Origin of the sequence: Microbacterium sp. zg-YB36 (genome assembly GCF_024623575.2) — a bacterium.
Taxonomy (GTDB): Bacteria; Actinomycetota; Actinomycetes; order Actinomycetales; family Microbacteriaceae; genus Microbacterium.
On record NZ_JANJFD020000010.1, the window covers coordinates 148,140 to 170,781 of the forward strand.

Annotated in this window: 21 protein-coding genes; 13 read left to right on the forward strand and 8 right to left on the reverse strand. The window is 68.8% G+C overall.

The features are described 5' to 3' along the window. Positions 1-3 precede the first annotated feature (3 nt). Both NQ151_RS14350 and NQ151_RS14355 read left to right on the forward strand, forming a co-directional pair. Positions 4-1,650 carry a sensor histidine kinase gene (locus NQ151_RS14350; RefSeq protein WP_257528510.1) on the forward strand — a complete coding sequence of 549 codons (1,647 nt, stop codon included), beginning with the start codon at positions 4-6 and terminating at the stop codon, positions 1,648-1,650. Continuing rightward, positions 1,647-2,759, forward strand: coding sequence for a diguanylate cyclase domain-containing protein (locus NQ151_RS14355; protein ID WP_257528511.1), 1,113 nt, complete (start codon positions 1,647-1,649; stop codon positions 2,757-2,759). The genes NQ151_RS14350 and NQ151_RS14355 overlap by 4 nt, the downstream gene beginning before the upstream one ends. Before the next feature lie 105 nt (positions 2,760-2,864). Here NQ151_RS14355 and NQ151_RS14360 read toward each other — a convergent pair whose 3' ends face one another. After that, complete coding sequence (locus NQ151_RS14360; protein WP_257508948.1) at positions 2,865-3,221, reverse strand: response regulator; 357 nt, start codon at positions 3,219-3,221, stop codon at positions 2,865-2,867. Continuing rightward, positions 3,215-5,851: an ATP-binding protein gene (locus NQ151_RS14365; RefSeq protein WP_257528512.1), complete on the reverse strand. Its 2,637-nt coding sequence runs from the start codon at positions 5,849-5,851 to the stop codon at positions 3,215-3,217. Before NQ151_RS14365 ends, NQ151_RS14360 begins: the two co-directional genes overlap by 7 nt. Before the next feature lie 458 nt (positions 5,852-6,309). Between NQ151_RS14365 and NQ151_RS16790 the strand changes: the two genes are divergently transcribed. Together NQ151_RS16790 and NQ151_RS14370 are read left to right on the forward strand one after the other, a co-directional pair. After that, complete coding sequence (locus NQ151_RS16790) at positions 6,310-6,783, forward strand: LLM class flavin-dependent oxidoreductase (RefSeq protein WP_353477578.1); 474 nt, start codon at positions 6,310-6,312, stop codon at positions 6,781-6,783. Next, complete coding sequence (locus NQ151_RS14370) at positions 6,780-7,082, forward strand: hypothetical protein (protein WP_257528513.1); 303 nt, start codon at positions 6,780-6,782, stop codon at positions 7,080-7,082. The genes NQ151_RS16790 and NQ151_RS14370 overlap by 4 nt, the downstream gene beginning before the upstream one ends. 10 nt (positions 7,083-7,092) lie before the next feature. On the opposite strand, the gene NQ151_RS14375 is transcribed toward NQ151_RS14370, so the two are convergent. After that, positions 7,093-9,078: a helix-turn-helix transcriptional regulator gene (locus NQ151_RS14375; protein WP_257528514.1), complete on the reverse strand. Its 1,986-nt coding sequence runs from the start codon at positions 9,076-9,078 to the stop codon at positions 7,093-7,095. Between the two features lie 314 nt (positions 9,079-9,392). Between NQ151_RS14375 and NQ151_RS14380 the strand changes: the two genes are divergently transcribed. The 9 genes from NQ151_RS14380 to NQ151_RS14420 all read left to right on the forward strand — a co-directional run bounded on the left by NQ151_RS14380 (position 9,393) and on the right by NQ151_RS14420 (position 17,424). After that, positions 9,393-10,133 (forward strand): alpha/beta hydrolase, encoded by a 741-nt coding sequence (locus NQ151_RS14380; RefSeq protein ID WP_257528515.1) that lies wholly within the window; start codon positions 9,393-9,395, stop codon positions 10,131-10,133. Between the two features lie 2 nt (positions 10,134-10,135). After that, entirely contained in the window at positions 10,136-10,852 is a 717-nt protein-coding gene (locus NQ151_RS14385) for an alpha/beta fold hydrolase (RefSeq protein ID WP_257508941.1), read from the forward strand. 93 nt (positions 10,853-10,945) lie between these two features. Next, positions 10,946-11,656, forward strand: coding sequence for an alpha/beta fold hydrolase (locus NQ151_RS14390; protein WP_257508940.1), 711 nt, complete (start codon positions 10,946-10,948; stop codon positions 11,654-11,656). Positions 11,657-11,771: 115 nt separating this feature from the next. Next, positions 11,772-12,434, forward strand: a complete 663-nt coding sequence (locus tag NQ151_RS14395) for a hypothetical protein (RefSeq protein ID WP_257528516.1) — start codon at positions 11,772-11,774, stop codon at positions 12,432-12,434. A 168-nt stretch (positions 12,435-12,602) separates the two neighbouring features. Further along, complete coding sequence (locus NQ151_RS14400) at positions 12,603-13,439, forward strand: ABC transporter ATP-binding protein (RefSeq protein ID WP_257528517.1); 837 nt, start codon at positions 12,603-12,605, stop codon at positions 13,437-13,439. Next, positions 13,436-14,209 (forward strand): ABC transporter ATP-binding protein, encoded by a 774-nt coding sequence (locus NQ151_RS14405; protein WP_257528518.1) that lies wholly within the window; start codon positions 13,436-13,438, stop codon positions 14,207-14,209. The genes NQ151_RS14400 and NQ151_RS14405 overlap by 4 nt, the downstream gene beginning before the upstream one ends. Further along, positions 14,202-15,083 (forward strand): branched-chain amino acid ABC transporter permease, encoded by an 882-nt coding sequence (locus NQ151_RS14410; protein WP_257508936.1) that lies wholly within the window; start codon positions 14,202-14,204, stop codon positions 15,081-15,083. Before NQ151_RS14405 ends, NQ151_RS14410 begins: the two co-directional genes overlap by 8 nt. After that, entirely contained in the window at positions 15,080-16,198 is a 1,119-nt protein-coding gene (locus NQ151_RS14415) for a branched-chain amino acid ABC transporter permease (protein WP_257528519.1), read from the forward strand. Before NQ151_RS14410 ends, NQ151_RS14415 begins: the two co-directional genes overlap by 4 nt. Then, entirely contained in the window at positions 16,195-17,424 is a 1,230-nt protein-coding gene (locus NQ151_RS14420; RefSeq protein WP_257528520.1) for an ABC transporter substrate-binding protein, read from the forward strand. Before NQ151_RS14415 ends, NQ151_RS14420 begins: the two co-directional genes overlap by 4 nt. A 71-nt stretch (positions 17,425-17,495) precedes the next feature. On the opposite strand, the gene NQ151_RS14425 is transcribed toward NQ151_RS14420, so the two are convergent. The 5 genes from NQ151_RS14425 to NQ151_RS14445 are packed head-to-tail and all read right to left on the reverse strand — an operon-like array spanning position 17,496 to position 22,619. After that, complete coding sequence (locus tag NQ151_RS14425; protein WP_257528521.1) at positions 17,496-18,467, reverse strand: fumarylacetoacetate hydrolase family protein; 972 nt, start codon at positions 18,465-18,467, stop codon at positions 17,496-17,498. After that, entirely contained in the window at positions 18,464-19,486 is a 1,023-nt protein-coding gene (locus NQ151_RS14430; RefSeq protein ID WP_257528522.1) for an amidohydrolase family protein, read from the reverse strand. Before NQ151_RS14430 ends, NQ151_RS14425 begins: the two co-directional genes overlap by 4 nt. Further along, positions 19,483-20,616: an FAD-dependent monooxygenase gene (locus NQ151_RS14435; RefSeq protein WP_257508931.1), complete on the reverse strand. Its 1,134-nt coding sequence runs from the start codon at positions 20,614-20,616 to the stop codon at positions 19,483-19,485. The genes NQ151_RS14430 and NQ151_RS14435 overlap by 4 nt, the downstream gene beginning before the upstream one ends. Before the next feature lie 42 nt (positions 20,617-20,658). Beyond that, positions 20,659-21,657, reverse strand: a complete 999-nt coding sequence (locus NQ151_RS14440) for a cyclase family protein (RefSeq protein WP_257508930.1) — start codon at positions 21,655-21,657, stop codon at positions 20,659-20,661. Then, positions 21,654-22,619: a fumarylacetoacetate hydrolase family protein gene (locus NQ151_RS14445; protein WP_257508929.1), complete on the reverse strand. Its 966-nt coding sequence runs from the start codon at positions 22,617-22,619 to the stop codon at positions 21,654-21,656. Before NQ151_RS14445 ends, NQ151_RS14440 begins: the two co-directional genes overlap by 4 nt. Positions 22,620-22,642 lie beyond the last annotated feature (23 nt).

A 22,642-nucleotide genomic window follows, 5' to 3' on the forward strand; every position in this document is an offset into this window, starting at 1 on the left:
GCCGTGCCGACCGGGGTGATCCCCGCGGTCGACCCTGCGTTCGATCTGCGCGGGACCGACGGGGGCATCCGCACGGTCTGGATCTGGCAGCTGCTGTTCGCCGCCGTCGTCGCGATCATCATCATCGTCGGTTACCTGCTCGATCCCGCGGTGCTCGGCATTCCGCCTCTCGTGATCGGCGTCGCGGGCGTCTTCGCCACTACTATCGCCGCACTGGTGATCCCCTGGCGTCGCCTGCCCGAAGGCGCCATCGTCTGGCTGCCGTACCTCGACATCCTGTGGGTGGGCCTGCTGACGTTCAGCACCGCGCTGCGGATCTCGCACCTGTGGGTGTTTCCCATCACGTGGCTCGCGGCGCAGTTCCCGCTCTCCCGGCTCGTGGCGGGTCTGGCCGTCATCGCGGTCATCACCCTCATCGAGGTGCTGGCGAACGAGTCGTCGCCCGCGAGTGCGCTGCGCGTGCTCATCGCGGTGCTGGCGCTGGCCTTCGTCGGCGTCGCGGTCCATGCCACGGCGCGGCAGGCACGCGCGTATCGCACGCTGCTCATGCGCCAATCGCGTCGCATCCATCATTCGCTCGACACAGTCTCGATCGAGCGCCGCCGCATCAGCGACATGCTCGACGCCGTCCACATTGCCATTGCCCAGGTCAGCACCACCGGAGAACTGCTGTCGGCGAACTCCGCCTACCGCACGCTGTACGCGATCGACGAGTCCGACCCGAGCCAGCGTGCACACTCCATCGAGTACGACGGGCTGCGCGGACGGGCCCTCCGAACCGGCGAGCGTTCCTATGCCCGCGCGATGCGCGGCGAGGAGTTCGAAGACGAGCGTGTCTGGCTGTTCGATCCGGACGGTCGCTGGCATGCGCTGTCGATCACGACCCGGCATCAGCAGCCGCGGCCGGGGGAAGAAGACAGCACCGTGCTCATCGCGGAGGACATCACGGAGGTGGTGGCTGCCGACAAGCGTCGCCAGGCACTCGCCGCACAGGTGTCGCACGAGCTGCGCAATCCGCTCACCGGGATCCTCGGTCACACCGACCGCCTTCTGGAAAGCGATCGCATCGATGAGCGCGAGCGTAAACGCCTGCTCGTCATTGAGGAGTCCAGCGAGCGCATGATGCACCTCGTGTCCACGATCCTCTCCTCCCAGCCCGACGCCACGACGCGGGCCGACCGCGATGCGCGCGCCGTCACCGATCTGCGCGCCGTTGTCGAGGCCTCCGTCGAGTCGTTCGCCGTGAGCGCGAACGACCATCACGTACGGCTGTCACTGGATGCCGGGGAGCCACTGATGATCTGGGGGGATGCCTTCCGCCTGCGACAGCTCACCGACAACCTCCTCGGCAACGCGCTGAAGTACACCCCCGCAGGCGGGACGGTGCACGTCAGCGCCCGCCACGACGGATCGACGGTCGAACTGAGCGTTGCAGACACCGGCATGGGGATCGCGGCAACTGAGCTCCCCCACATCTTCGAGCCCTACTTCAGGTCGGAGACTGCCGTTGAGAGTGGCATCGCGGGCACGGGTCTCGGGCTCAGCATCGTGCGCACGATCGTCGAGGCGCACGGCGGAACGATCCATGTCGACAGCGAACCCGGCGTCGGCACGACGATCACGATCCGGATCCCTGCGGAGGCGCCATGACGACCGCGACGGTGGACGGCTCGGTCATCCTGGCGGTACTGGCCACGCTGACCTCGATGATGATGATCGGGCTCGGCTTCTTATATCGACCGTCGGTGGCGACTCTGCTGTGGTCGCTGATGTTCCTGCTCGTGATGATCTCGAGCTTCGGCGTGCTCATCTCCGACGCGACCGGGATGCCGACCCTCGCGGAGGTGTCGGAAGGCGTCGTCATGGCGGCACCGGCGTTCGTCTGGTCGGGTCTGCGGGTGGCGCGCGGCGCGCGCGGGTACATGTGGGTGGGACCCCTCGTGGCGGCCGTCGCCGCGACCGCGCTCGCCACCAGCATCCACGCGCCGTGGCACTCGCTCATCTACTCGACGTCGTACCTCCTCGCCTCGACCTGGGCGGCGCTCTCGGTCCTCGAGCTGATCCGGAGGCATGAGCACGACGCGAGCCGACTGCTCCCGCTGCTCATCGTGTCGGGTGTGCTTCCCCTCATCGGCATCGCGAGCGTCGTCGCCGCCATCGTCAACGGGCTGTCCGGCAACGTTGAGCACGTGCTCCCCGACCTCAAGGCGATCGGCGTCATCGCCTACCTGACGTGCGCTCTCGTGTCGCTGCTGGGCCTCGCGCGCAATCCCGTCGAGGCCGGGACGTTCGAATCCGGGGAGTTCTTCCCTCATACGGCGAGGGATCGGCTGGCTCGCGCCGAGGCGGCGGGAGAGACGACCTGGAGCCTCATCGCGCTGTCGCTCGACGACACCGACGCTCTGCGGATCGCGGGCGGCGAGGACGCGTTCCGCCGCATCGTCGACCGCCTCGGCGCCGACGTGCGCGCATCGTTCCCCGCGGATTCCGACATCGGCGGGGACGGCGGCGCCGGCTTCCTGGTGCTGCTGTCGCGACCCGAAACCACGGTGCGCGACTGCATCCGAGATCTGCTCGAGCGTGTATCCACGGTGCAGACCGACCAGCCGCTGGCCGTCGAGTTCTCGGCGAGCGCCGGATCGGCGTCGGTGCGCACCCACGGCTACGACCTCGACGCGCTCGTGACGGCCGCACAGACGGCGATGGACCGCGCCCGCGCCGCCGGTGGGCACCGCTGGTCCACAGCAGGCGCCGTCTGAGCGGGATCGGCACGGCAACGCTGGACTCATCCGGTCGTTTCTGGGAAACCCGCTGGTGGAGCCCAGGCCTCGCTCAGCGAACCCCGCCAGCGACCGGCGGGAGCGTCAGTCCGACTGCCCGAGTTCCAGCACCAGCGCGATCAGCTGGCGGGGACCGGCCTTGTTCACCAGGCGGATCTCGAGACGCTCGAGCTCGTTGGCGTCGAGGGTCCCTGACCAGCCGGTCCACAGCACGATCGGAGTGGTGTCGCCGAGTGCCCGGCGCGCCGTGGCCACCGAGGTGCCGGAGCCGGGGGGCATGTTCTGATCGAGAACCAGCACGTCAAAGGTTTCCGCCGCGAGAACGGCCAGAGCTTCTTCTCCGGACGCCACCATGGTCACCACGCAGCCGCGCCGGCCAAGCAGTTCTGCGGTCATGTCGCGGATGTCCGGGTCGTCGTCTGCGAGAAGAACTCTCAGCACGGTCGCCTCCTCGGAAGGCGCAACGCGAACACCGAGCCCTCCGGACCGGTGGACTCCAACTCCAGTGCGCCTCCCTGCGCTTGGGCGGCGGCTCGGGAGATGTGCAGCCCGAGGCCGTTGCCCTTCGCAGCCGTAGTCGGGCCAAACGCCTCGAAGAGGAGCGGTAAAACCTCAGGACTCACCCCCGATCCATCGTCGACGACCCGCACAACGCACAGGTCGTCGTCACTCTCTATCCGGATCTCGATATGGGTGCGGGCCACCCGCTCCGCGTTCTCCACGAGGTTATGAAGGATCTGAGCGGTGCGTCGGTCGTCACACCACACTTCCCGTTCTGGGTCCCCGGTCACGCGAATCGCGATCTGCTCGTGCTCGGAGACGATTTCGCTGATGATGTCCTTGAGGTCCACTGCTCCGACCCGGATCGGGAGCGGCTCGCTCATGTTCAGTCTCGACCAATCCAGGAATTGCGTCACGAGTCGGCTCAGCTGGGCCGCACGCACCTGGGCACGGGTCAGGATCCCGCGGCGACGCCCCTCATCCATGCTGGGCTCGCTGAGCAGGTCGAGGGCGCTCGTAATGACGGACAGGGGCGTCTGCATGTCGTGGCTCACGCCAGCGAGCAGCGCGCCGCGTGCGTTGCTGGCCGCAGCGGTCGCGCGGTACTCAGCGAGTTCGAGGTTCATGCGGCACCTGGCCAGCAGCTCTCCGGGTGTGAACGGCTTCACCACGTAGTCGTCGGCCCCCGCCTCAATCGCTCCCGCTGCTGCCTCGGACCCCGCCACGGCGGAGAGCAGCACGACCGGAATCCTGCGCAGTGACTCGTCGCCACGAATCGCCTGCAGGAGGGTCAGCCCGTCCATCCGTGGCATCATCACGTCGGTCACCACCAGGCTCACCTGTTCGGACCGGAGAATCTCAAGCGCCGCAACCCCGTCCGGGACGGCGGTGACCGTCCCCAGGTCGCTGAGCAACCGGGCGAGCCGCGAGCGGAGCGCGGCGTTGTCCTCCACCACCAGGATGGCAGGTCCATCCCGTCCCAGGGGCGGCTGCTGGCCCACACGCACGATCTCCTGGTCGTCGGACGCCACCAGGTCTTCCGCTATCGCCATGGCCACATCGACGTGGGGGCTCCACCGGGAGGCGGGACCCGTGCGAACCAGCGGCAGCGTCACCTCGAAGGCGGAACCCATCCCCGGCTCGGAGCGCACCGTCGCTGTGCCGCTCATCGCCCGCGCAGCCTCGGCCACGAGAGCGAGGCCGAGGCCGGTGCCCTCCACGCTGCGGGTGTCGTCGTCCCTAACCCGGTGAAAGCGGTCGAAGACGTGCGGGATCTCCGAGGAGGGTATGCCCACCCCGGTATCGGAGACGCGGAGGACCAGTCGGCCGTCGCGGGCGGCGACCATCACACGAACCGAGCCGCGCAACGTGAACTTGATCGCGTTGGCGACCAGGTTGAGCACGATCTTCTCCCACAACTCCGGATCAACGAGCACCTGCCCGAGGGTCGGATCCAGATCGCTGTGCAACTGAAGCCCGGTCCGCCGAGCAGCCAGTTCGAACGGTCGGAGCAGGTCCCCAGTGATCTGAGCGACATCGATCATCTCCGGTGTGGCGACCATGCCACCTTCCTCGATCCTGGCTACGTCCAGCAGTGTGTTCACCATCCAAAGGAGCCGCAGCGCAGTGGATCTCATCACCTCGGCCTCGGCCCGTTCAATCGCCGACGCCCGCCCGTCAACGACGTCCTGCAAAGGGCCGAGGAGGAGGGTGAGCGGGGTCCGGAACTCATGGCTGACATTGGACAGGAACGCAGTCTTCGCCGCATCGAGCGCAGCCATCGCCTCCAGGCGTGCACGTTCACGATCTCGTGCCGTCGCCATGCCCAGGATCTGCCCGATCTGGTCGGCGATCAGCTCCAGGAACCGATCCTGGTCGGTGTCCGCTGGCCGGAGCGGGTGAGGGAACAGCGCTAGCACGGCCTCGACCTCGCCCTGTCCGTGCACGGGAATGGCGACCCACGACGTCGGAAGTCTGCCCGCCGGCGCCCTCCCGTTCTGGGCGCGGACGGGCGACCGCCCTTGCCACGCGTGCGCCACCGGATGGGACGACGAGTGAATTCGCTCAGGGAACTCCGCACACCCGACTTCTCCGAAAACCCCCAAACGTCTCATGATTGGCGCGGCGCCGTCCGACGGCTTCGTGCGGGTGTAGAGCGCTCCACCCACCAGATCCTCGCTCGCGCCGGACAGGACCTGCAGGGCTGCGTCCATAGCCTCGTGGGGCGCGAGCGCCCGGTCGACCTCCAAAGCCAAGCGGTGCAGCAACGCGAGGCGGCGAGCCGCCACCACCTGGCGGGTGGTGAGGGACATGACCGTCAGCACTCCACCGGGACCTTCGTCATCCGGGACGTGGGAGTACGAGAACGTGAAGAAATTCTCTGTCAGGCCGCTCGCCAGCTCGATGGAGAGGCGGAAGTCCTCGAGGTAGACCGCCGGCCCTCCGGCGAGCACCGACCGCTGCATAGGACCGATGTCGTCCCAGATCTCCGCGAACACGTGGCTGAGCTTTTCGCCCAGCGCAGGGTGCTTGGGCCCGACGGTGGGAATGTAAGCGTCGTTGTAGAGCATCACGAGGTCCTCGCCCCACGTGAGCACCATCGGGTAGCGACTCCGCAATACGAGCCCCACCGCCGTCCGAAGTGCGGCTGTCCAAGAGCTGACGGGCCCCAAGGGCGTCCCGGACCAGTCGTGTGCAGCCACTGCTGACGCCATCTCCCCCTCGCAATCGAAGAGCGGGTCGGGAGGCGACATGTGGGGAGCCTAGCCTAAGGGGTGACGCGCCGGAGTGCGTGCTCGGCGCCTGCCTCCGTCGGCCCGCGTGAGAGATTGATCGAAAACACGTGCTGACCGCACCCGCGCCGCGGGCAGCAGCAAAGCTGCCATCTACCGTCGGTGGCCGGGCAAGATCGACCTCGCCGTCGCCGCGGTGCGCGCGCTCGAGTTCGGCCGTAACCCGGAGCTGTACGAGGCCGCCCGCGAGGCCATCGGCGGTCCGCCGTTCGCGGCGATCGTCGCCGTGATCGAGAGTGGGATCGAGCGAGGCACGGTGGCCCCCCGGACGCGGGTCTTCCATCGAGTCGTTTCCGCTCTTCGGGTACGACCTTCAGGACTACGATCGCCTGTTCGCTGAGAAGCTCGACCTTCTCATCGAAGTGAACCGATCCGCCCGCGTCTCGTGGCACGGGAAGACTCGGCCGGCCCTGACCGGCCAGTATGCCCCTCCGCGAGCTGAACAGGGCCCCATCCCGATCTGGCTCGGCGTCGGGGGAAACCCTGGCTCCGTCATCCGGGCGGCTCAACTCGGCCTTCCGATGGCGACCGGCGTGCTGGGAGGAAGCGCGATCCGCTCCGCCGCGAACGCTGAACTTTATCGCCGCGCGTCGGCTCACTTCGCAATTCACCCCAGCAGACGCTGGTCATGCTCGGGTCACCGGGCTTCGTCCTTTAGAACGGCAACCACGCGCGCGAAACGTGGTGGCCGCACTGGCATCAGTTCATGAAAACCGTCGGGGAGCAGCGCGGCTTCAGTCCTCCGACGCGGGATTCATACGATCGCGACACCGGCCCGCAAGGAGGGTTGCTGGTCGGTTCACCGGAAGAGATCGCCGAGCGGATTCTTCTCATGCACGAACACTGGGGGCATGTGCGCCAGTACATCCACATGGACATGGGGGCAGTGCCCCAGCGAGAGCTCCTCCATGCGATCGAGTTGTTCGGAACGCAGGTGCGCCCGATTGTGCAGAGCGAGCTGGGCGGCACCTCCGTCGACGCACTGATGGGACGCTCGATCTCGGCGTGAGAACCGGGCGCTACCCTTCTGTGGTGTCGTGGAGATTGGCGTTCACCAACGCGTCACGCAACTGAGCGCGGGTGGTGATGCCGAGCTTCGGGAAGGCCTTGTAGAGGTGCCCGCCGACCGTACGGGGCGAAAGGTGCAATCGGGTGCCGATCTCCTTGTTCGACAAGCCGCCGGCGGCGAGCTCCGCGATCCGAGACTCCTGTTCGGTGAGATCGGCGACGTGCATCACGGCCCCGCGCTGGCATGCGCGCAACTCGCTGTGCACCCGGTCCATCCAGGCGCCGGCCTGCACCGTCTTGAACTCCACCTCGACACGAAGGAGCTGGCGGCGGGCCTCGGCGGTGCGGCTCAGCCGCCTGAGGCGTTCGGCGTAGACGAGGCGGAGGCGGGCGCATTCGTATACGAACGGCAGTGTCTGCGCGCGGGCGAGGAGATCCTCCGCGGGCGTCAGAGTGGTGCGCGCGGCGATCGCCGCTTCGCAGGCGGCCAGCACAAAGGCTGCCCGTTCGGAGTGATGCGGGCGCAGAATCTCCCGGGCCTGCTCCACCCGTGCGACGGCCTCCTCGTGCTGCTGGAGCAGCAGCGCGTAGTCGACGAAGTCGAAGATTTCCACAGGGCCGCACGGGCCGACCGTGAGGTCGAGGATGTCGGGCTCCCGTGTGGATAGCAGGGCCAGGGCATGCTCGTAGTTGCCCTGGGGCCCCTCGATCATGACGTCGACCGAGTCCAGAACCAGCCGAAGTCGGTACGCGCGCCGCAGCGCAGGCTCGGAGCGGATGCGATCCAGGCGCTCCCGCGCCGCGGCACGTTCGCCGCGGAACGCTTCAAGAAGGGCGAACAGAGCCTCGGCATTGAGCCGCATCAGCGGGGCGGGCACGATGCTCGTCGTATCCATCGCGACCTTCAACTCTGTGTCGAGCATGCTCCAGTGGTGGTTGTGGGCGAGCGTCACCGAGACCCATGTCGCCGCGACCGTTCGAACGAGCCGGTTGCCCGCGCGCGCACCCAGCACGGCAGGGGCGGAATATTCCAGGCGCATGTCGCGGAATGCGTCCAGCAGCGAGGACATGCACTCGGCCAGCTGCGACCATCCCCGTCCGTCGGTGACCGGCGGATCCAGGTGCGGTTCGTATGCCGTATTCGGGGCACCGATAGTGCGCACGATGGCCACGAACGCGGGATGCGCAGGCGACGGCGCTGCCGAGAATGCTCGGGAGAATCCTTCCCAGGCGGTCGGGTCGCCGTCGATGATGTTGGCGAGCGCGTAGACCGCCAGAGCCTCTCCGGCTGCGCTCGCGGAAAGGTCGGGCTCCACCAGGCGCGCCAGAACGGTCGCCCGCGCGGCGACGGTGTTGTTCTCGACGAGCGCTTGGCGCAGCGCCCTGGCAGGGGCGCTGTCTCGAACAAGCACCTTGGTGTCGCTGGGGGTGAAGTTCCTCATCACCCGCTCGGCCTCGGAGAAGTCGCCCTCGAACGCGGCGATGTTCGCTGCAGCGGCGGCGAACGAGGCGGCGTCGGCGGGAGTGGGGGCGGCGTCGGCAGCGCTGACGAGGCAGACCATCGCCCACGACGGTCGGTCCGCGCGCGCGAAGAAATCGGCCGCGGCAATCAGGTCGGTGTGGTCGACCGTCTCCCGTGCCAGGAGCAGGTGGAGCGCGCCACCGTGCCGGGCCGAGGTGCCTGAGAAGCAGAGGCGGCCGGCACCCCGATGATCGTCGAGGTCAGCGCCGGCGAGGACTGCAACGCGGTGCACGTCCGAACTCCAGGTGATGAGCCCCCCGCGCTCCACATCGACGAACCCGGTGGCCGAGGCAGCCGCAGGATCCAGCGGCACAACGCCCGCCACACCCTGGAGGGCGAGCGCGAGCACATGAGCGCGAAGCTCGGGCGACAGGGCCTGGAAGTCAGCGGCGGCGGCCACGCCCTCGACGGTCAGATCGCTGAGCCGGGGAAGGACCTCCGGCCAGCGGTCTCGGCGGGACAGGCGCGCGATCACCGCTGCTGGTGCCGCCTGCGGGCCGAACACATCTTCGACGTGCCGGAGGATGAGCGCGGACGGTGCAGGTGCGTCAGTCGCCGGCGGTGTTCGCGTCACCATGGTTCATTGTACGAAAAGGGCCTCTGACCTGCATCCCTTGGTCCGCTATCGACGACCGCTGAAGACTTTCCGACGGACGACTCGCGTGACCTGCCCTGACCCGCTGATGACTCGAGTCAGTCGATCGACTCTTCCCGCCCGTTACGCGGGCGGCAGATCATCGCCATGTGGGTACACCGCCGCCCACCCCCGGATCCTCGATAGGAGATGACATGAGCAAGCATGTGCTCGAGAAGGAGGGTCAGGCGTTCGCCGACGCGACCGCTCAGCCCCCGTACCTGTACGAGATCGGCCCGGAAGCGGCGAGGAAAGTCCTCGACGACGTTCAGGCCGCACCGATCGACAAAGTCGACGTCGATGAGCGGTGGGTGACTGTTCCGGCTGAGGTCGGGGATGCTCGGGTCCGCATCCTGCGCCCGAAGGGCGCGACCGAGGTGCTTCCCGTTGTCCTGTACATCCACGGCGGCGGCTGGATACTCGGCAACGCCGGTACGCACGACCGGCTCACCCGCGAACTCGCGGCCGGCGCCTCCGCGGCTCTCGTCTTCGTGGAGTACGACCGCTCGCCCGAAGCCGCGTTCCCCGTCGCCATCGAACAGGCCTACGCCGCGGCACAGTGGATCGTCGCGAACGCCGAAGCGGAGAAGCTCGACGCCACCCGGCTCGCGGTTGCAGGCGACTCGGTGGGCGGTTGCATGGCCACCGCCGTCACTCTCCTCGCCCAGCGCCGGGGGGACGTCACAGTCATCCATCAGTCGCTTTACTACCCCGTCACCGATGCAGCGCAGGACACCGACAGCTACCGGGAGTTCGCCGACGGGCCGTTCCTGACGGCGAAGTCGATGGCGTGGTTCTGGGACGCCTACACGCCTGACCCGGCGGCGCGGGCGGACCCGATCGCGTCCCCGCTGCGCGCGTCCGACGAAGAGCTCGCGGGACTGCCCGAGACCTGACCATGTCTCCCAACAGCAACACCACGGTCGTCCTCGTGCACGGCGCATTCGCCGAGAACTCCAGTTGGAACGGCGTGATCGAACAGCTCGCGCAGAACGGCGTGCGCGCACGCGCAGCATCCAACCCGTTGCGCAGCCTGACCGGTGACGCGGAGTACGTCGCCGACCTCGTGCGGGGCGTCGACGGGCCGGTCGTCCTGGTAGGGCACTCCTACGGCGGCATGGTGATCACGCAAGCGGCGGCTTCGGCCGAGAACGTCGAAGCGCTCGTGTACGTCGGCGCCTTTGCACCCGACACCGGGGAGTCGACGTCTCAGCTCACCGACCTCTACCCCGGAAGCTCCCTGGGTCAGACTGTGTCGGCGTTGCCGCTGACCTCTGGAGGGACCGACCTCACCATCCGCACGGAGCTGTTCCACCAGCAGTTCTGCGCGGACGTCGACGACGCCACGGCGGCCCTCATGGCCGCGACGCAGCGTGCGATCTCCGATCGTGCGCTGAGCGAGCCGCTGGCCACGTCGTCGCCGGCGTGGCGATCGATCCCGTCGTGGTTCGTGTCCGGCGGAGCCGACAGAAACATCCCTGCTGCCGCGATCGCGTTCTTCGCCGCGCGCGCCGGTTCGAAGGGCACGACGGTCGTGGCGGAGGCATCCCACGCGATCGGCGTCTCGCAGCCGGATGCCGTGACCCGCACGATCCTCGCCGCCATCACGGGGTGACCCCTCGACAGCACACGTCTATCGAGTTGGCGACCGCTATCTCGACAACGCTCCCGCGAGTGAAGCTCCGCGGGCCACGAAAGGAAGGGAAACATGAGTCACACGGATCACATCATCAGGAACGTCGTGCTGGTGCACGGCGCGTTCGCGGACGGTTCCGGCTGGCGGCGGGTCTACGACACGCTGACCGCCGAAGGACACCGGGTCACGATCGTGCAGAACCCGCTCACCTCTCTGCAAGACGACATCGCCGCGACAAAAAGGGTGCTCGACCTGCAGGAGGGCCCGACGATCCTCGTCGGTCACTCCTGGGGCGGCACGGTGATCACCGAGGCCGGCAACCACCCCGCCGTCGCGGGACTGGTGTACGTGTCCGCCCTGGCTCCGGACAGCGGCGAGAACACGGCCACGCAGTACGAGGGGTTTGCGCCCACCCCGAACTTCACCATCGATGTGGGAGAGGACGGGTTCGGGTTCCTCAATCCCGACACCTTCAAGATCGGTTTCGCGGCGGATGCCAGTGACGAGGATGCGGCGTTCCTGCGTGACTCGCAGGTGCCGATCAACATGTCGGCCTTCGCCACCCCGGTGGCGCACGCCGCGTGGCACGACAAGCCGGCTTGGGCGGTCATCGCCACCGAGGACCAGTCCTTCGACCAGGCGATGCTGAAGCACATGGCTGAGCGGGCGGGCGCGGAGATCACCTACGTCTCGGCCAGTCATGCCGTCTTCATGACTCAGGCCCGCGTCGTCTCGGAGGTCATCCACACCGCAGCCGAGCATGCGCTGGCGACGGCGCACTGAGGGAACCGATCTCGATCCGTCGAAGCGGAGTTCTCCGCGAGAAGGCTCCAGGTCGCGTCATTACGCGGACCTGGAGCCCTTCTCTGAGCTGAGGCGGACCGGTAGCGTCGGGACGGTGACCACCTCATCGATGGATCCCGCGCTGCCGAGCACGACATCGGCGCGATCCGAACGCGCGGCGACGGCGGCAGTTGCGGTCGTGGTCGTGGTCGGAGGACTCCTTGCCTTTCTCTTCGCGGGGGGCTCAGTCGGCCTTATGCGCGAAACGCTCCACTTCAACTGCTCGTGGGGCATCGGCGGTGAATGGGGCGCGGACGGAAGCTGGGCGTGCGGGGACGGCATCGGGTACCTCGGGGTGCTCGTCGTGCTTGGCGGGATGTCGGGGGTGCTGCTGCTTGCCGGGCTCGTCGTCGCTGTCGTCCGGCCGTCGACCGCCCGCTCGGCCGTGTATCTCGTCTTCGCGGCAGTCTCACTGGCATGGGTCGGCTCCTGGACGTTCTATGCCGCAACTGCGTACACCGGCGCCCGACCGGCCGGCGAGACCGGGGCGAGCCTGTGGATCTCCGCCGTCCTCCCCGGTCTCGCGACGTGTGCGCTCGCACTGCTCATAGGGGCTGTGGGCGCCTTGACGTCGCGCCGCTGGTCGCCACTGGTGCTGTGGGTCGGCGTGGGTTTGATGCTCCTTGGCACCGCCCTCGCGCCCGGCATTGCCGTCGCGTCCTTTGTCTCCGGCGCGATGCTGACAGCTGCCGGCGTCGACCGGCACCGGACGCGCTGACCACCCGTTTCAAGCGGCGCCGCGCGCGCACGCTCGACGGCGAAACGGCTCACGCTATAAACAGCATCGATCCTGTGTATAGGTAAATCAGTCTCGCCCACATGCATGCTCGCTCGTAGGTTTGGCCGTGAGGCATTGCCGCCCCGCCTACCCGAGACATCGAGGATGATGACCCTGGACACCGATGCGACCGTCGGCCCTGACGAGCGCGATATGGCCGCCCCTGCCCTGACGATCCGTGACGTGGGCATCGGCTTTCGCGGCGTGCGCGCGCTGGACGCCGTCAGCTTCTCGATCCCTCGCGGCGGAACGAGCGCGGTCATCGGGCCCAATGGGGCGGGCAAGACGACCCTGTTCAACTGCATCAGCGGGATCTACCGCCACGAGGGCGAGATCGAGCTGGCCGGCCGGCCCATGAGCGGCGTGCTGGCGCAGGCCCGGGCGATCGCAGGCATCGCCCGCACCTTCCAGACGCCCGCGCTCCTTCCCGACCTCAACGTCTTCGAAAACGTCCTGCTGGGTGCGCACGGCGGGATGCGCGCCGGAATGTGGTCCGCCGCGCTGCGGATCGGCCGAGCGAGCCGCGAGGAACGCGCCGTCCGCCTCGAGGCGTGGGATCTGATGGGTCCGCTCGCGCTGCAACCTCTGGCGCTCGCGCCGGTGAGCAGCCTGGCCCACGCCGATCGACGCCGAGTGGAAGTGGCGCGCGCGCTGCTGTCACGTCCCTCGCTGCTCCTGCTCGACGAGCCCGCCGCCGGACTGAGTGCCGACGAAGCCGATGAACTGCTGGAGGTCATCGCCGACTTCGGGGCCGACACGGACATGACGAGCCTCCTCGTTGAGCACGACGTCGGCCTCGTCATGCGCGTCGCTCGCTTCGTCGCGGTGCTCGACGCCGGCCGGCTGCTCGCGTACGGCGACCCGACAACCGTGTCCGCTGACCCCCGCGTGATCGCCGCGTACCTCGGTGCCGACGCGCCGTCTGACGGGGAGCTGCTGCCATGACCGTCCTCACGACCCAGAACCTCCGCGCGCGCTACGGCGGGGTCGAAGTGCTCCACGGTGTGGATCTCGCGATCGAAGAGGGTGAGATCGTCGCCCTGCTCGGCGCGAACGGCGCCGGCAAGACGACCCTGCTCCGTGCCATCTGCAGACAGGTCGATTCGAGCGGTGCCATCACTCTCGACGGCACCCGCATCGACAAAATGACGACGGCGCGCGTGGCCCGCCTCGGCATCGGCCATGTCCCCGAGGGCCGCGGAACCTTCACGGAGCTGACCGTCGAGGAGAACCTGCGCCTGGGCATACTCGCCCGGCCCCGCCCCGTGCGGGCGACGGCCAACGAGGACCTGAACCTGATCAATGAGACCTTCCCGGTGCTGCACGAGATGCGCGGCCGCCAGGCGGGGGCGCTGTCGGGAGGACAGGCGCAGATGCTCGCAGTGGCGCGGGCACTTCTCGCCCGGCCCCGCCTGCTTCTGGTCGACGAGCCGTCACTGGGCCTGGCCCCCCTGACCACGCTCGAGTTGTTCAACCGCTTCCAGTCGCTGCGGGATGCGTGGTCGCTGACGATCCTGCTCGCCGAGCAGAATGCGCGATTGTCGCTGCGGGTGGCCGACCGCGCGGTCGTCCTCACCCGGGGTCGCGTGTCGCTCGAGGGTCCCGCCGCGGATCTGCAGGATCACGACGCGCTGCGTGCGGCCTACCTCGGCGAGGCGCCGTCCGCCCCTGCGGACCGCCCGTTCCCTTCGACCCGAGGAGCGCTCGATGACTGAGTTCTTCCAGATCTTCCTGGACGGCCTCACCACCGGAACCGTCTACGCCGCCCTCGCCCTGGCGCTGAGCGTCGTGTTCCAAGGCACCGGCATGCTGAACTTCGCGCAGGGGGAGCTCGCCGTCGTGGCCGCCTTCATCGCGTTCACGATGCTCTCGACCGGCATCTCGCCGTGGCTCGCGATCCTCATCGCCGTCGCCGCATCCGCCGTGATCGGCGCCCTCGTGCACGTGCTGGTGGTCCGCTGGGCCGACACCCGCAACGAAGGCGTCCTGATGGCGATGGGTGTGGCGTTGCTCCTCGGGATCAGCGCGCTCGCCGGCATCATCTGGGGAACCGACCCGCGCAGCTACCCCAGCCCTTTCGGCTCCGGACTCATCGAGTTCGCCGGACTGCGCCTCACCTACCAGCAGGCCGGTGGCGCGCTCCTCGTCGTCGTCGCGATGGGCCTGACCGCGCTCCTCTTCCAGAAGACCCCGATCGGATTGCGTCTGCGCGCCGTCGCGCAGAATGCCCCCTCGGCGGCACTGCTGGGGCTGTCAGCCCCCGTGTGGCTCGCCCTCGGGTGGGCGATCGCCGGCGCCGTCGGCGCGGTGGCCGGCGTCGTGGCCGCCCCCACCCTGGGACTGTCCCCGTCGATGATGAACTTCCCGCTGTTGATGGCCCTCGCCGCCGCCACGCTCGGAGGCTTGACCAGTCGAGTGGGCGCGGTCGTCGGTGGCCTGCTGATCGGCGTCGTCACGGCGTTTGCCGGCCGGTACATTCCCTTCCTCGGTGGGGACCTCAACATCGTGGTCGCCTTCGTCCTCATCGTGATCGTCCTGCTTGTCAAGCCCGGCGGACTCTTCGGAAAAGAGCGGATGGTGCGCGCGTGACCAGTCCCATCCCCTACCCCCACGCGCGGCCCTGGTACCGCACCCCGCGAGGCCTGCTCACCCTCGCCCTGCTCGTGGTGGGCGTCGCGATCCCGTTCCTGGTGAGCGACTACGACCTGTTCAACATGACCCGCGTGCTCGCGATCGCTCTGGGAGTGGCGGGTCTGAACCTCCTCGTCGGGTTCTCAGGGCAGATCAGCGTCGGGCACGGCGCGATCTTCGGCATCGGCGGCTACACGACGATGCTCCTGATGCTGAACCTCGACGTACCGTGGCCACTCGCCCTCATGGCGAGCATCGGCGCGGGGCTCATCGTCGGCCTCGCGATCGGCATTCCGGCGCTGAAGCTCGGCGGGCTGAACCTCGGGCTGTTCACCATAGCCATCGCCGCGGTCTTCCCGCTCGTGGTGAGCCGGTTCAGTGACTTCACCGGCGGGACCGTGGGGCTGGCGCTGCCGACCTCGCCCTTCGTCGCTCCTGACGGGATCGCGCTCACGCCCGCCCAGTTCGGTTTCCTCTTCGCCCTCCTGGCGCTTGCGGGCACGCTCGTGCTCCTCCGCAACATCACGGTGGGCCGCTTCGGCCGCGCCTACGCCGCGATTCGGACGAACCGGATCCTCGCCGTGTCCAACGGCGTGCGCGTCCCCCAGTTGAAGCTCATCGCCTTCGTCGTCAGCTCCGCCGTGGCGGGTCTGGCCGGCGGCATCCTCGTGCTCGTACTGACGGTCGCGACGCCCGACAGCTACCTGCTGACGTTCTCGCTGATCCTGCTCATGGCCGCCACGGTCGGAGGCAGCCGCTCGTGGATCGGCGCGATCGTGGGTGCGGCGATCGTCGTGTACCTCCCCGACTTCGCCAGCAAGGTCCTGCCCGGCCAGGCGTCGGGGCAGTTCGCCCAGCTCATCTTCGCCGTGCTCCTCGGTGTCTGCCTGATCCTCGCGCCCGGTGGCCTGGCCGCGTGGAGCACGTCGATCGGCCGCAGCGGCGCCGCGCTCGTGCGCGGTCGCCGAAGCACCGCCCCACGCAACCCCAAGACCGAATCCGGCAGTAACACCGACCCCGAGTCCTATCCCGAAACAACAACAGCATCCACACGAAAGGAAGCGAATCGATGATGAAGACGTCACGACGAGCTCGCTCCGCCGTCATCGCCGCCGCCGCAGTAGCGGTCACCACCCTGCTGCTCAGCGGCTGCACGGGACGGCAGGCCGCGAACGAACCACCCGCTGAGCCGCAGGATGACAGCCCGATCGTCATCGGGGCCAGCTGGCCCCAAAGCGGGCCGCTGGCCGCGGCGGCCGCAGGCTTGCACGGCTTCGAGGCCTACATCGAGATGACCAACGCGGAAGGCGGCATCGACGGACGCGAGATCAAGCTCGTCACCGCCGACGACGCCTATGACCCCGCCCGTCTCGCCGACAACCAGCGCAGCTTCGTGGAGAAGGAGGGCGCCATCGCCGTGGTCAACTTCGGCGGCATCGCGGTTCCCGGCCGGCCGTATCTCAACGACAAGAAGGTCGCGCAGATCGCACTGGCCGGGCAGACCCCGCTCAGCGACGTGGAGAACTTCCCCTATACGCGCGCCTTCTGGCCCGACGTGGTGTGGGAGGGCCAGTTGCACGCCCAGTGGCTGCAGGAGAACCGCCCCGACGCGGTCGTCGGCTTCATCGGGTTCAACAACGACCTCAGCGAGAGCCACATCGCCGGTCTCGAGGCCGGTGGCCTGACCCCCGCGCAGGTCGCCATGGTTCCCCCGGGCACGGCCGACCTCACCGCGCAGGTCAGCCAGTTCCAGGCGGCGGGCGTGGACACCGTCATCATCAACATCGGCGCCCCCACGATCGGCGCGGTCACGAAGTACATGGACGAGATCGGCTACGAGCCCACTCTCCTGCTCGCAGGCAACATGGCCGACTTCGTCACCGTGGTCGACCCCGCCGGCGCGGACGCCGTCGTCGACGCCTACGCGTTCCACTGGGGCAAGGACCCGGCCGACCCGAAGAACGCCGAGGATGCCGCGACCCAGACCTTCATCGAGGTCATGACCGAGTACGGCTACGAGAGCGACACCCGGCAGGCCCTCGCGTTCAACGGCTACGGACTGGGTGCCGCGCTGGTGGAGGCGCTGAACAACGCTCCCGAGCTGACCGCCGACGGGCTGCTCGAGGCGTGGGACGCTCTCAAGGACACCGAGAACCCGTACCTCCAGGACGGCATGATGCTGGACGCGGGTTTTGGCGGGCGACTCATCTTCCAGGTGCAGCTCACGCAGTTCGACGGTGAGACCTGGGTGCCGCAGGGCGACGTGATTGACCTCCGGGACCTCGGCATCGTCGAATAGCCGCAACGCAAGAGATCGCCCCCCGCACGGATACCGTGCGGGGGGCGATCTTCTGTTGTCCCGAGATGCCGTCAGCGACGACGCGCCCGTGAGCGCGGGCGTGCGGGCGGCAGAACCGGAGCCGGCACGGGGGCGCCGACGCGGGCGCGGATCTCGCCGATGCCCTCGACGACCATCCGCACCTCGTCGCCGGTCTGCAGCGGAGGCGGGATGAGGCCCTGGTTGCGCCCCCACAGCTCGCCGAGGCATCCTCCGTTGCCGACGGTGCCCGAGCCGAGCACATCGCCGGGGACCACCCGCGAGTTGCGCGACGCGTACGCCACGAACTCCGGGAACGGCCAGCCCGCGTTGGACACGAGGTCCTCGCCGACGAGCGCGTCGTTGACGTACACCTCGGCGTGGACGGCGAGGAAGCCCTCCGCGTCGAGGTAGGGCGCGAGCTCGTCCGCCGTCACGATCCAGGGCCCCAGCGTCGTGCCGAAGTCCTTGCCCTTGCACGGCCCGAGGCGCACCTTCATCTCGCGGGCCTGCAGGTCGCGGGCCGACCAGTCGTTCATGATCGTGTACCCGAAGATGTGCTCGGCGGCCGCGTCCGGCGTGAGGTTCGACCCCGTCGATCCCGGCACTGCCCCGATCACGACGGCGACCTCGAGCTCGAAGTCGAGGCGCTCGGTGACCGGTGGCGCGACCTCCTGGAACGGGGCGAGGATCGTGTGCGGGTTCGTGAAGTAGAACGTCGGCGCCTGGTACCACTCGGGCGGCACGTCGATTTTCCCCTCTACTCCGGCACTCACACCTTCGACGTGCTCCTCGAAGGCGACGAAGTCGCGCACGGATGGGGGTACGACGGGGGCGAGGAGGTTCACGTCGGCGAGCGGGATGCCGATGGCGTCGGCGACGCGCGACAGCAGCGCGGCGGATCCGTCGATCCCCCGGGCGAGGGCGTCGGCGACCGTCAGCCCGTCCGGGAAGGGCACGACGCGGCCGTCGACGACGAAGCCCTCCCCCACGGTCTCTTCGTGGGTCCAGCGAGCGATTCTCATGCGTCCACCGTCTTTCCCAGCAGGGCCGCCGCGTTCGAGCGCAGGATGCGCTCCGCGGTCTGCGGTGCGAGACCGGCGGACTCCACGAAGGCGACGGGATCCTCCAAGCCCATGTCGAACGGGAAGTCGCTGCCGAGCACGACCTGGCTCTCGCCGGCGACCTCGATGAGGTGACGCAGCGCGCCGGCGTCGTGCACGACCGTGTCGAACCAGATCCTCCGCAGGTAGCTGGACGGTTCGTGCGCGCAGCCGCGCGCATCGGGACGCACGCGCCACGCGTGATCGCTGCGGCCGATCGAGGTCGGCAGGTACCCGCCGCCGTGCGCCGCGACGAGCCGAAGACCGGGGTGACGGTCCAGCACCCCCGCGAAGATCAGGTGCGACAGGGCGACGGCGTTCTCGACGGGCTGCCCGACGGTGTTGGCGAGGTAGAACCGGTCGAGCCGCTCGTCGAGCGAGCAGCCGAACGGATGCAGGAAGACGACGCAGCCGAGCTCCGCCGCGCGCGCCCAGAACCGCTCCAGCCGCTCGTCCGACAGTTCCACGTCACCGGCGAAGGAAGAGATCTCCACCCCCGCGAGCCCGCGGCCGAGCACGGCGTCGTCGAGCAGTTCGACGACGCGCTCCGGATGCTGCAGGGGCACGAGTCCCAGTCCCACGAGGCGATCCGGCGCCTGCGCGGTGTGCTCTGCGATGAGACGGTTCGCCTCGGCCGCGGCCCACACCGCAAGCCCCTCGGGCGCCCACGGATAGAAATGGTTGGGCGAGGCGCTGACCCACTGCACGTCGACGCCCTGCGCGTCCATCGCCGCCAGGCGCAGGCCCACGTCGGTGAGCTTGGGGACGCGGGCACCGACCATCGGTCCTGACACTGCCTGGCTGTCGGCACCGTGGCGCACGAGCTCCAGTGCAGCCGCCTCGGCGACGAGGTCGGGGGCGCGGCGCGCGACCTCGGCGTGCAGCCCAGGCAGGAGAAGATGGGCGTGGACGTCGGTGACGGACTGCGGCGGCGCGGTCATGCGGGCTCTGCCATCTTCTGCGCGATCCCGAAGATCAGCCCGCCGGCGTCGGCGCTGCGATCACCGTCGATCTGCCATTGGCCGAGCTGCACCGACGCTGCCACCACCGCCCCCGCGCGGGGGATGCGGCGGGCGTGGAACTCGTCCCACATCCCCTGGTCGAGGCTCTCGCCCCGCGTGAGCAGTTCGGTGAGGACGAAGGCATCCTCCACCCCCTGCGCGGCGCCCTGGGCGATCGTCGGGGGGCAGCTGTGCGCGGCGTCACCGATGATGACCACGCGGCCACGGTTCCACGGCTCTGCCACGAGATGCTGGGTGAACCACGTGTAGTGCGCGTCAGCGCCGGCTTCGATGTCGGCGCGGATCTGGTTCCACGGCCCGTCGTACGCACGTGATGCCTCGAGCATGAGCCGGCGCGCCTCGTCAGGGTCGACGCCGAAGCGGTCTTCTGCCTTCTCCACGAGGAACGCGTACATGCTGTCCTCACCCGTCGGGGTGTAGCCGGCGATGTAGACCGGCCCGCCGTAGTAGAGCGTGCTGCGTTCGACCTCCGCCGGGCGCGAGACGAACGTGCGCCAGATCCCCATCCCCGTCGACTCGGGCTTCGCCTCGATCCCGATGAGCTCGCGCACCGTCGAGTGCAGCCCGTCTGCGCCGATCACGAGGTCGTAGCGGCCGGCAGGCGCGCCCTCGATCTCGATCTGGACGCCGTCCGCATCCTGGGTGAGGCCGGTCAGCTTCGCTCCGAAGTGCACCTGCACGCCCGCGCGCTCGGCGTGCGCCAAGAGGATGCGGGCAAGCTCTGCCCGCGGCATCCCCATCCCGGCCGGATAATCCGGACCTCCCGTCTTCACATCGGGAAGCTCGGCGACCACGGGAGCACCGGGACCGGGCGCGCGCAAGGTGAGCCCCTCGAACGGGTATCCGGCCTCGCGGATGTCGTCCCACGCGCCCAGCGCGTCGAACACCCGCAGGGCGTTGCCCTGCAGACTGATGCCGGAGCCGAGGGCGGTCAGCTGCGGCTTGGCTTCGAAGAGATCGACCTCGACGCCGGCCTTGGCCAGCTGGATGCCGGCGGCCAGGCCGGCGACGCCGGACCCCACGATTGCGACGGTGTGCACTGCAGTCATGTCAGAACCTCTCTGTTCTGTTCGGGTGTGCGGTGGTGTGTGTCAGAAGACGGCCACCGGATTGATCGGCGAACCGACCGCCCCGGTGATCGGCAGGGGTGGCGCCGACAGCAGCACGTCCCAGCGTCCGCGTGCGGCGCACGCGTCGGCGAGCTCGTCGAAGTCCCACATCTCACCGATCGTGAGCCCCATGTTCGGGATCGCGATCTGGTGCAGAGGCTGGAACGACGGCACGTCGAACTCGTTGGGGCGCACTTCGAAGCCCCACGTGTCGGTGGCGACCGCTGCGACCTCGCTTCTGTGCAGCCAGCCGGCGGTGGTCAGCGACATGCCGGCCGCTTCGCCGCCGGCATAGTCGTTCCACCCCTCGCGCCGGGCACGGGCGAGCCGGCCCGTGCGAACCAGCAGGATGTCGCCGCGTCCGACCCGGCTGGACTCCCCCTGCGCCGCGATGCACGCGTCGAGGTCGGCGGCGGTGATGCCGTAGCCGTCGGGCAGTTCTCCGGTGTCGGGCTGAAGGAAGCGCCCCATGTCGAGCAGGACGCCACGGGAGACGATGACAGCGGCCGCGTGCTCGATCCCGGTGACGAGGTCGCCGTCACTGGTGACGACATCGCCCGCACGGCGACCGTTCCACGCCATCCCGTGGTCGAAGATGTGGCCGAGGCCGTCCCACTGCGTGGAGCACTGCAGAGGCATCGTGATGTAGTCGTCGGCGCCGCCGATGCCGTGCGGGAACGGCTGGTTGCCGCGTTCGGCGTCGGTGCCGGTGTCGGTCATGGTGTGGACGGGATTGATCCGGCGCCGCCACCCCTTCTGAGGGCCGTCCGTGTTGAACGCCTGCGACAGCGAGACGACACGCCCTTGCGTCACGAGTGCCGCCGCCTCGACGCGCTTGGCCTCGTCGATGAAGTTGAGGGTGCCCAGGACGTCGTCCTCACCCCAGCGGCCCCAATTGCGATACGCCGTCACGCGCGCGGCGATCTCGCCTTCGGGGTCGTTGCGGTCGAGGTCGGCCGGGTGCTCGCTCGGCGCGGTCATGCGGCCGCCTCCGCGACGCAGCGGACGACTTGCGTGCCGACGCCCTCGATCGTGCCGGTCATCACGTCACCATCGCGCAGGAATCGTTTCCAGTGCTGGCCGTTGCCCGCGGGGCTGCCGGTGAGCAGGATGTCGCCCGGCAGAAGCGGCAGCGTCTGGGACGCGGTCGAGACGAGCGCGGCGACGTCGAAGACCAGCTCCGCGGTCGTGGCATCCTGCATCACCTCGCCGTTCAGCTCCAGGCGGATGGCGAGATTCGCGGGGTCAACGAACGGCGCCGGGACGAGGTATGGCCCCGTGGGGAGGAAGCCCGGCGCGTTCTTGGCGCTGAACCAGTCGGCGCCGATGTCGCCCACGTCGGAGGGGAAGAGCAGATCGCGGGTCGAGATGTCGTTGGTGATCGTGTACCCCGCAACGTGGCTCATGGCCTCGTCTCGGCCCACGCGGAACGCCTCGGGGCCGATGACGACGGCGAGTTCGAGCTCCCAGTCATGCACGTCACTGTAGGACGGAAGCGTGAGGGGGACGTCGTCTCCCACGACGCACTGCGGCATGCCGATGAAGACGAACGGGCGACCGCTGGCGGCGCGCGCATCCATGATGCGTTCGGCACGGGCCCGCGCCTCCTCCGGCGTCAGCGCCGACTCGCCCTTGGTCAGTCCGCCGACGATCAGCTGCACGACATGCGTGCGATAGTTCGCGCCCGCCTGCAGCACCTGGCGCGGCTGCACCGGAGCGGTCAGAACCACCTCGGACAGCGGAGTCCACGGCCCCTCCGCCTCGGCGAGCGCTGCGAGACGTTCCCATTCGGGTTCCGCGAGGAACGCGTTCAGATCGGCGGCTCCCAGGTCCTCCTCACCGAGGGGACGGATGCGGTCGCCGGCGACGAGCCCGAGAACGACATCATCGCCCTGCCGGTATCGGGCGAGGGCGAAGGGGGCGGTAGGTGGGGTATGGGTCATGAGTCCTCCTCGAGTCGTGACGT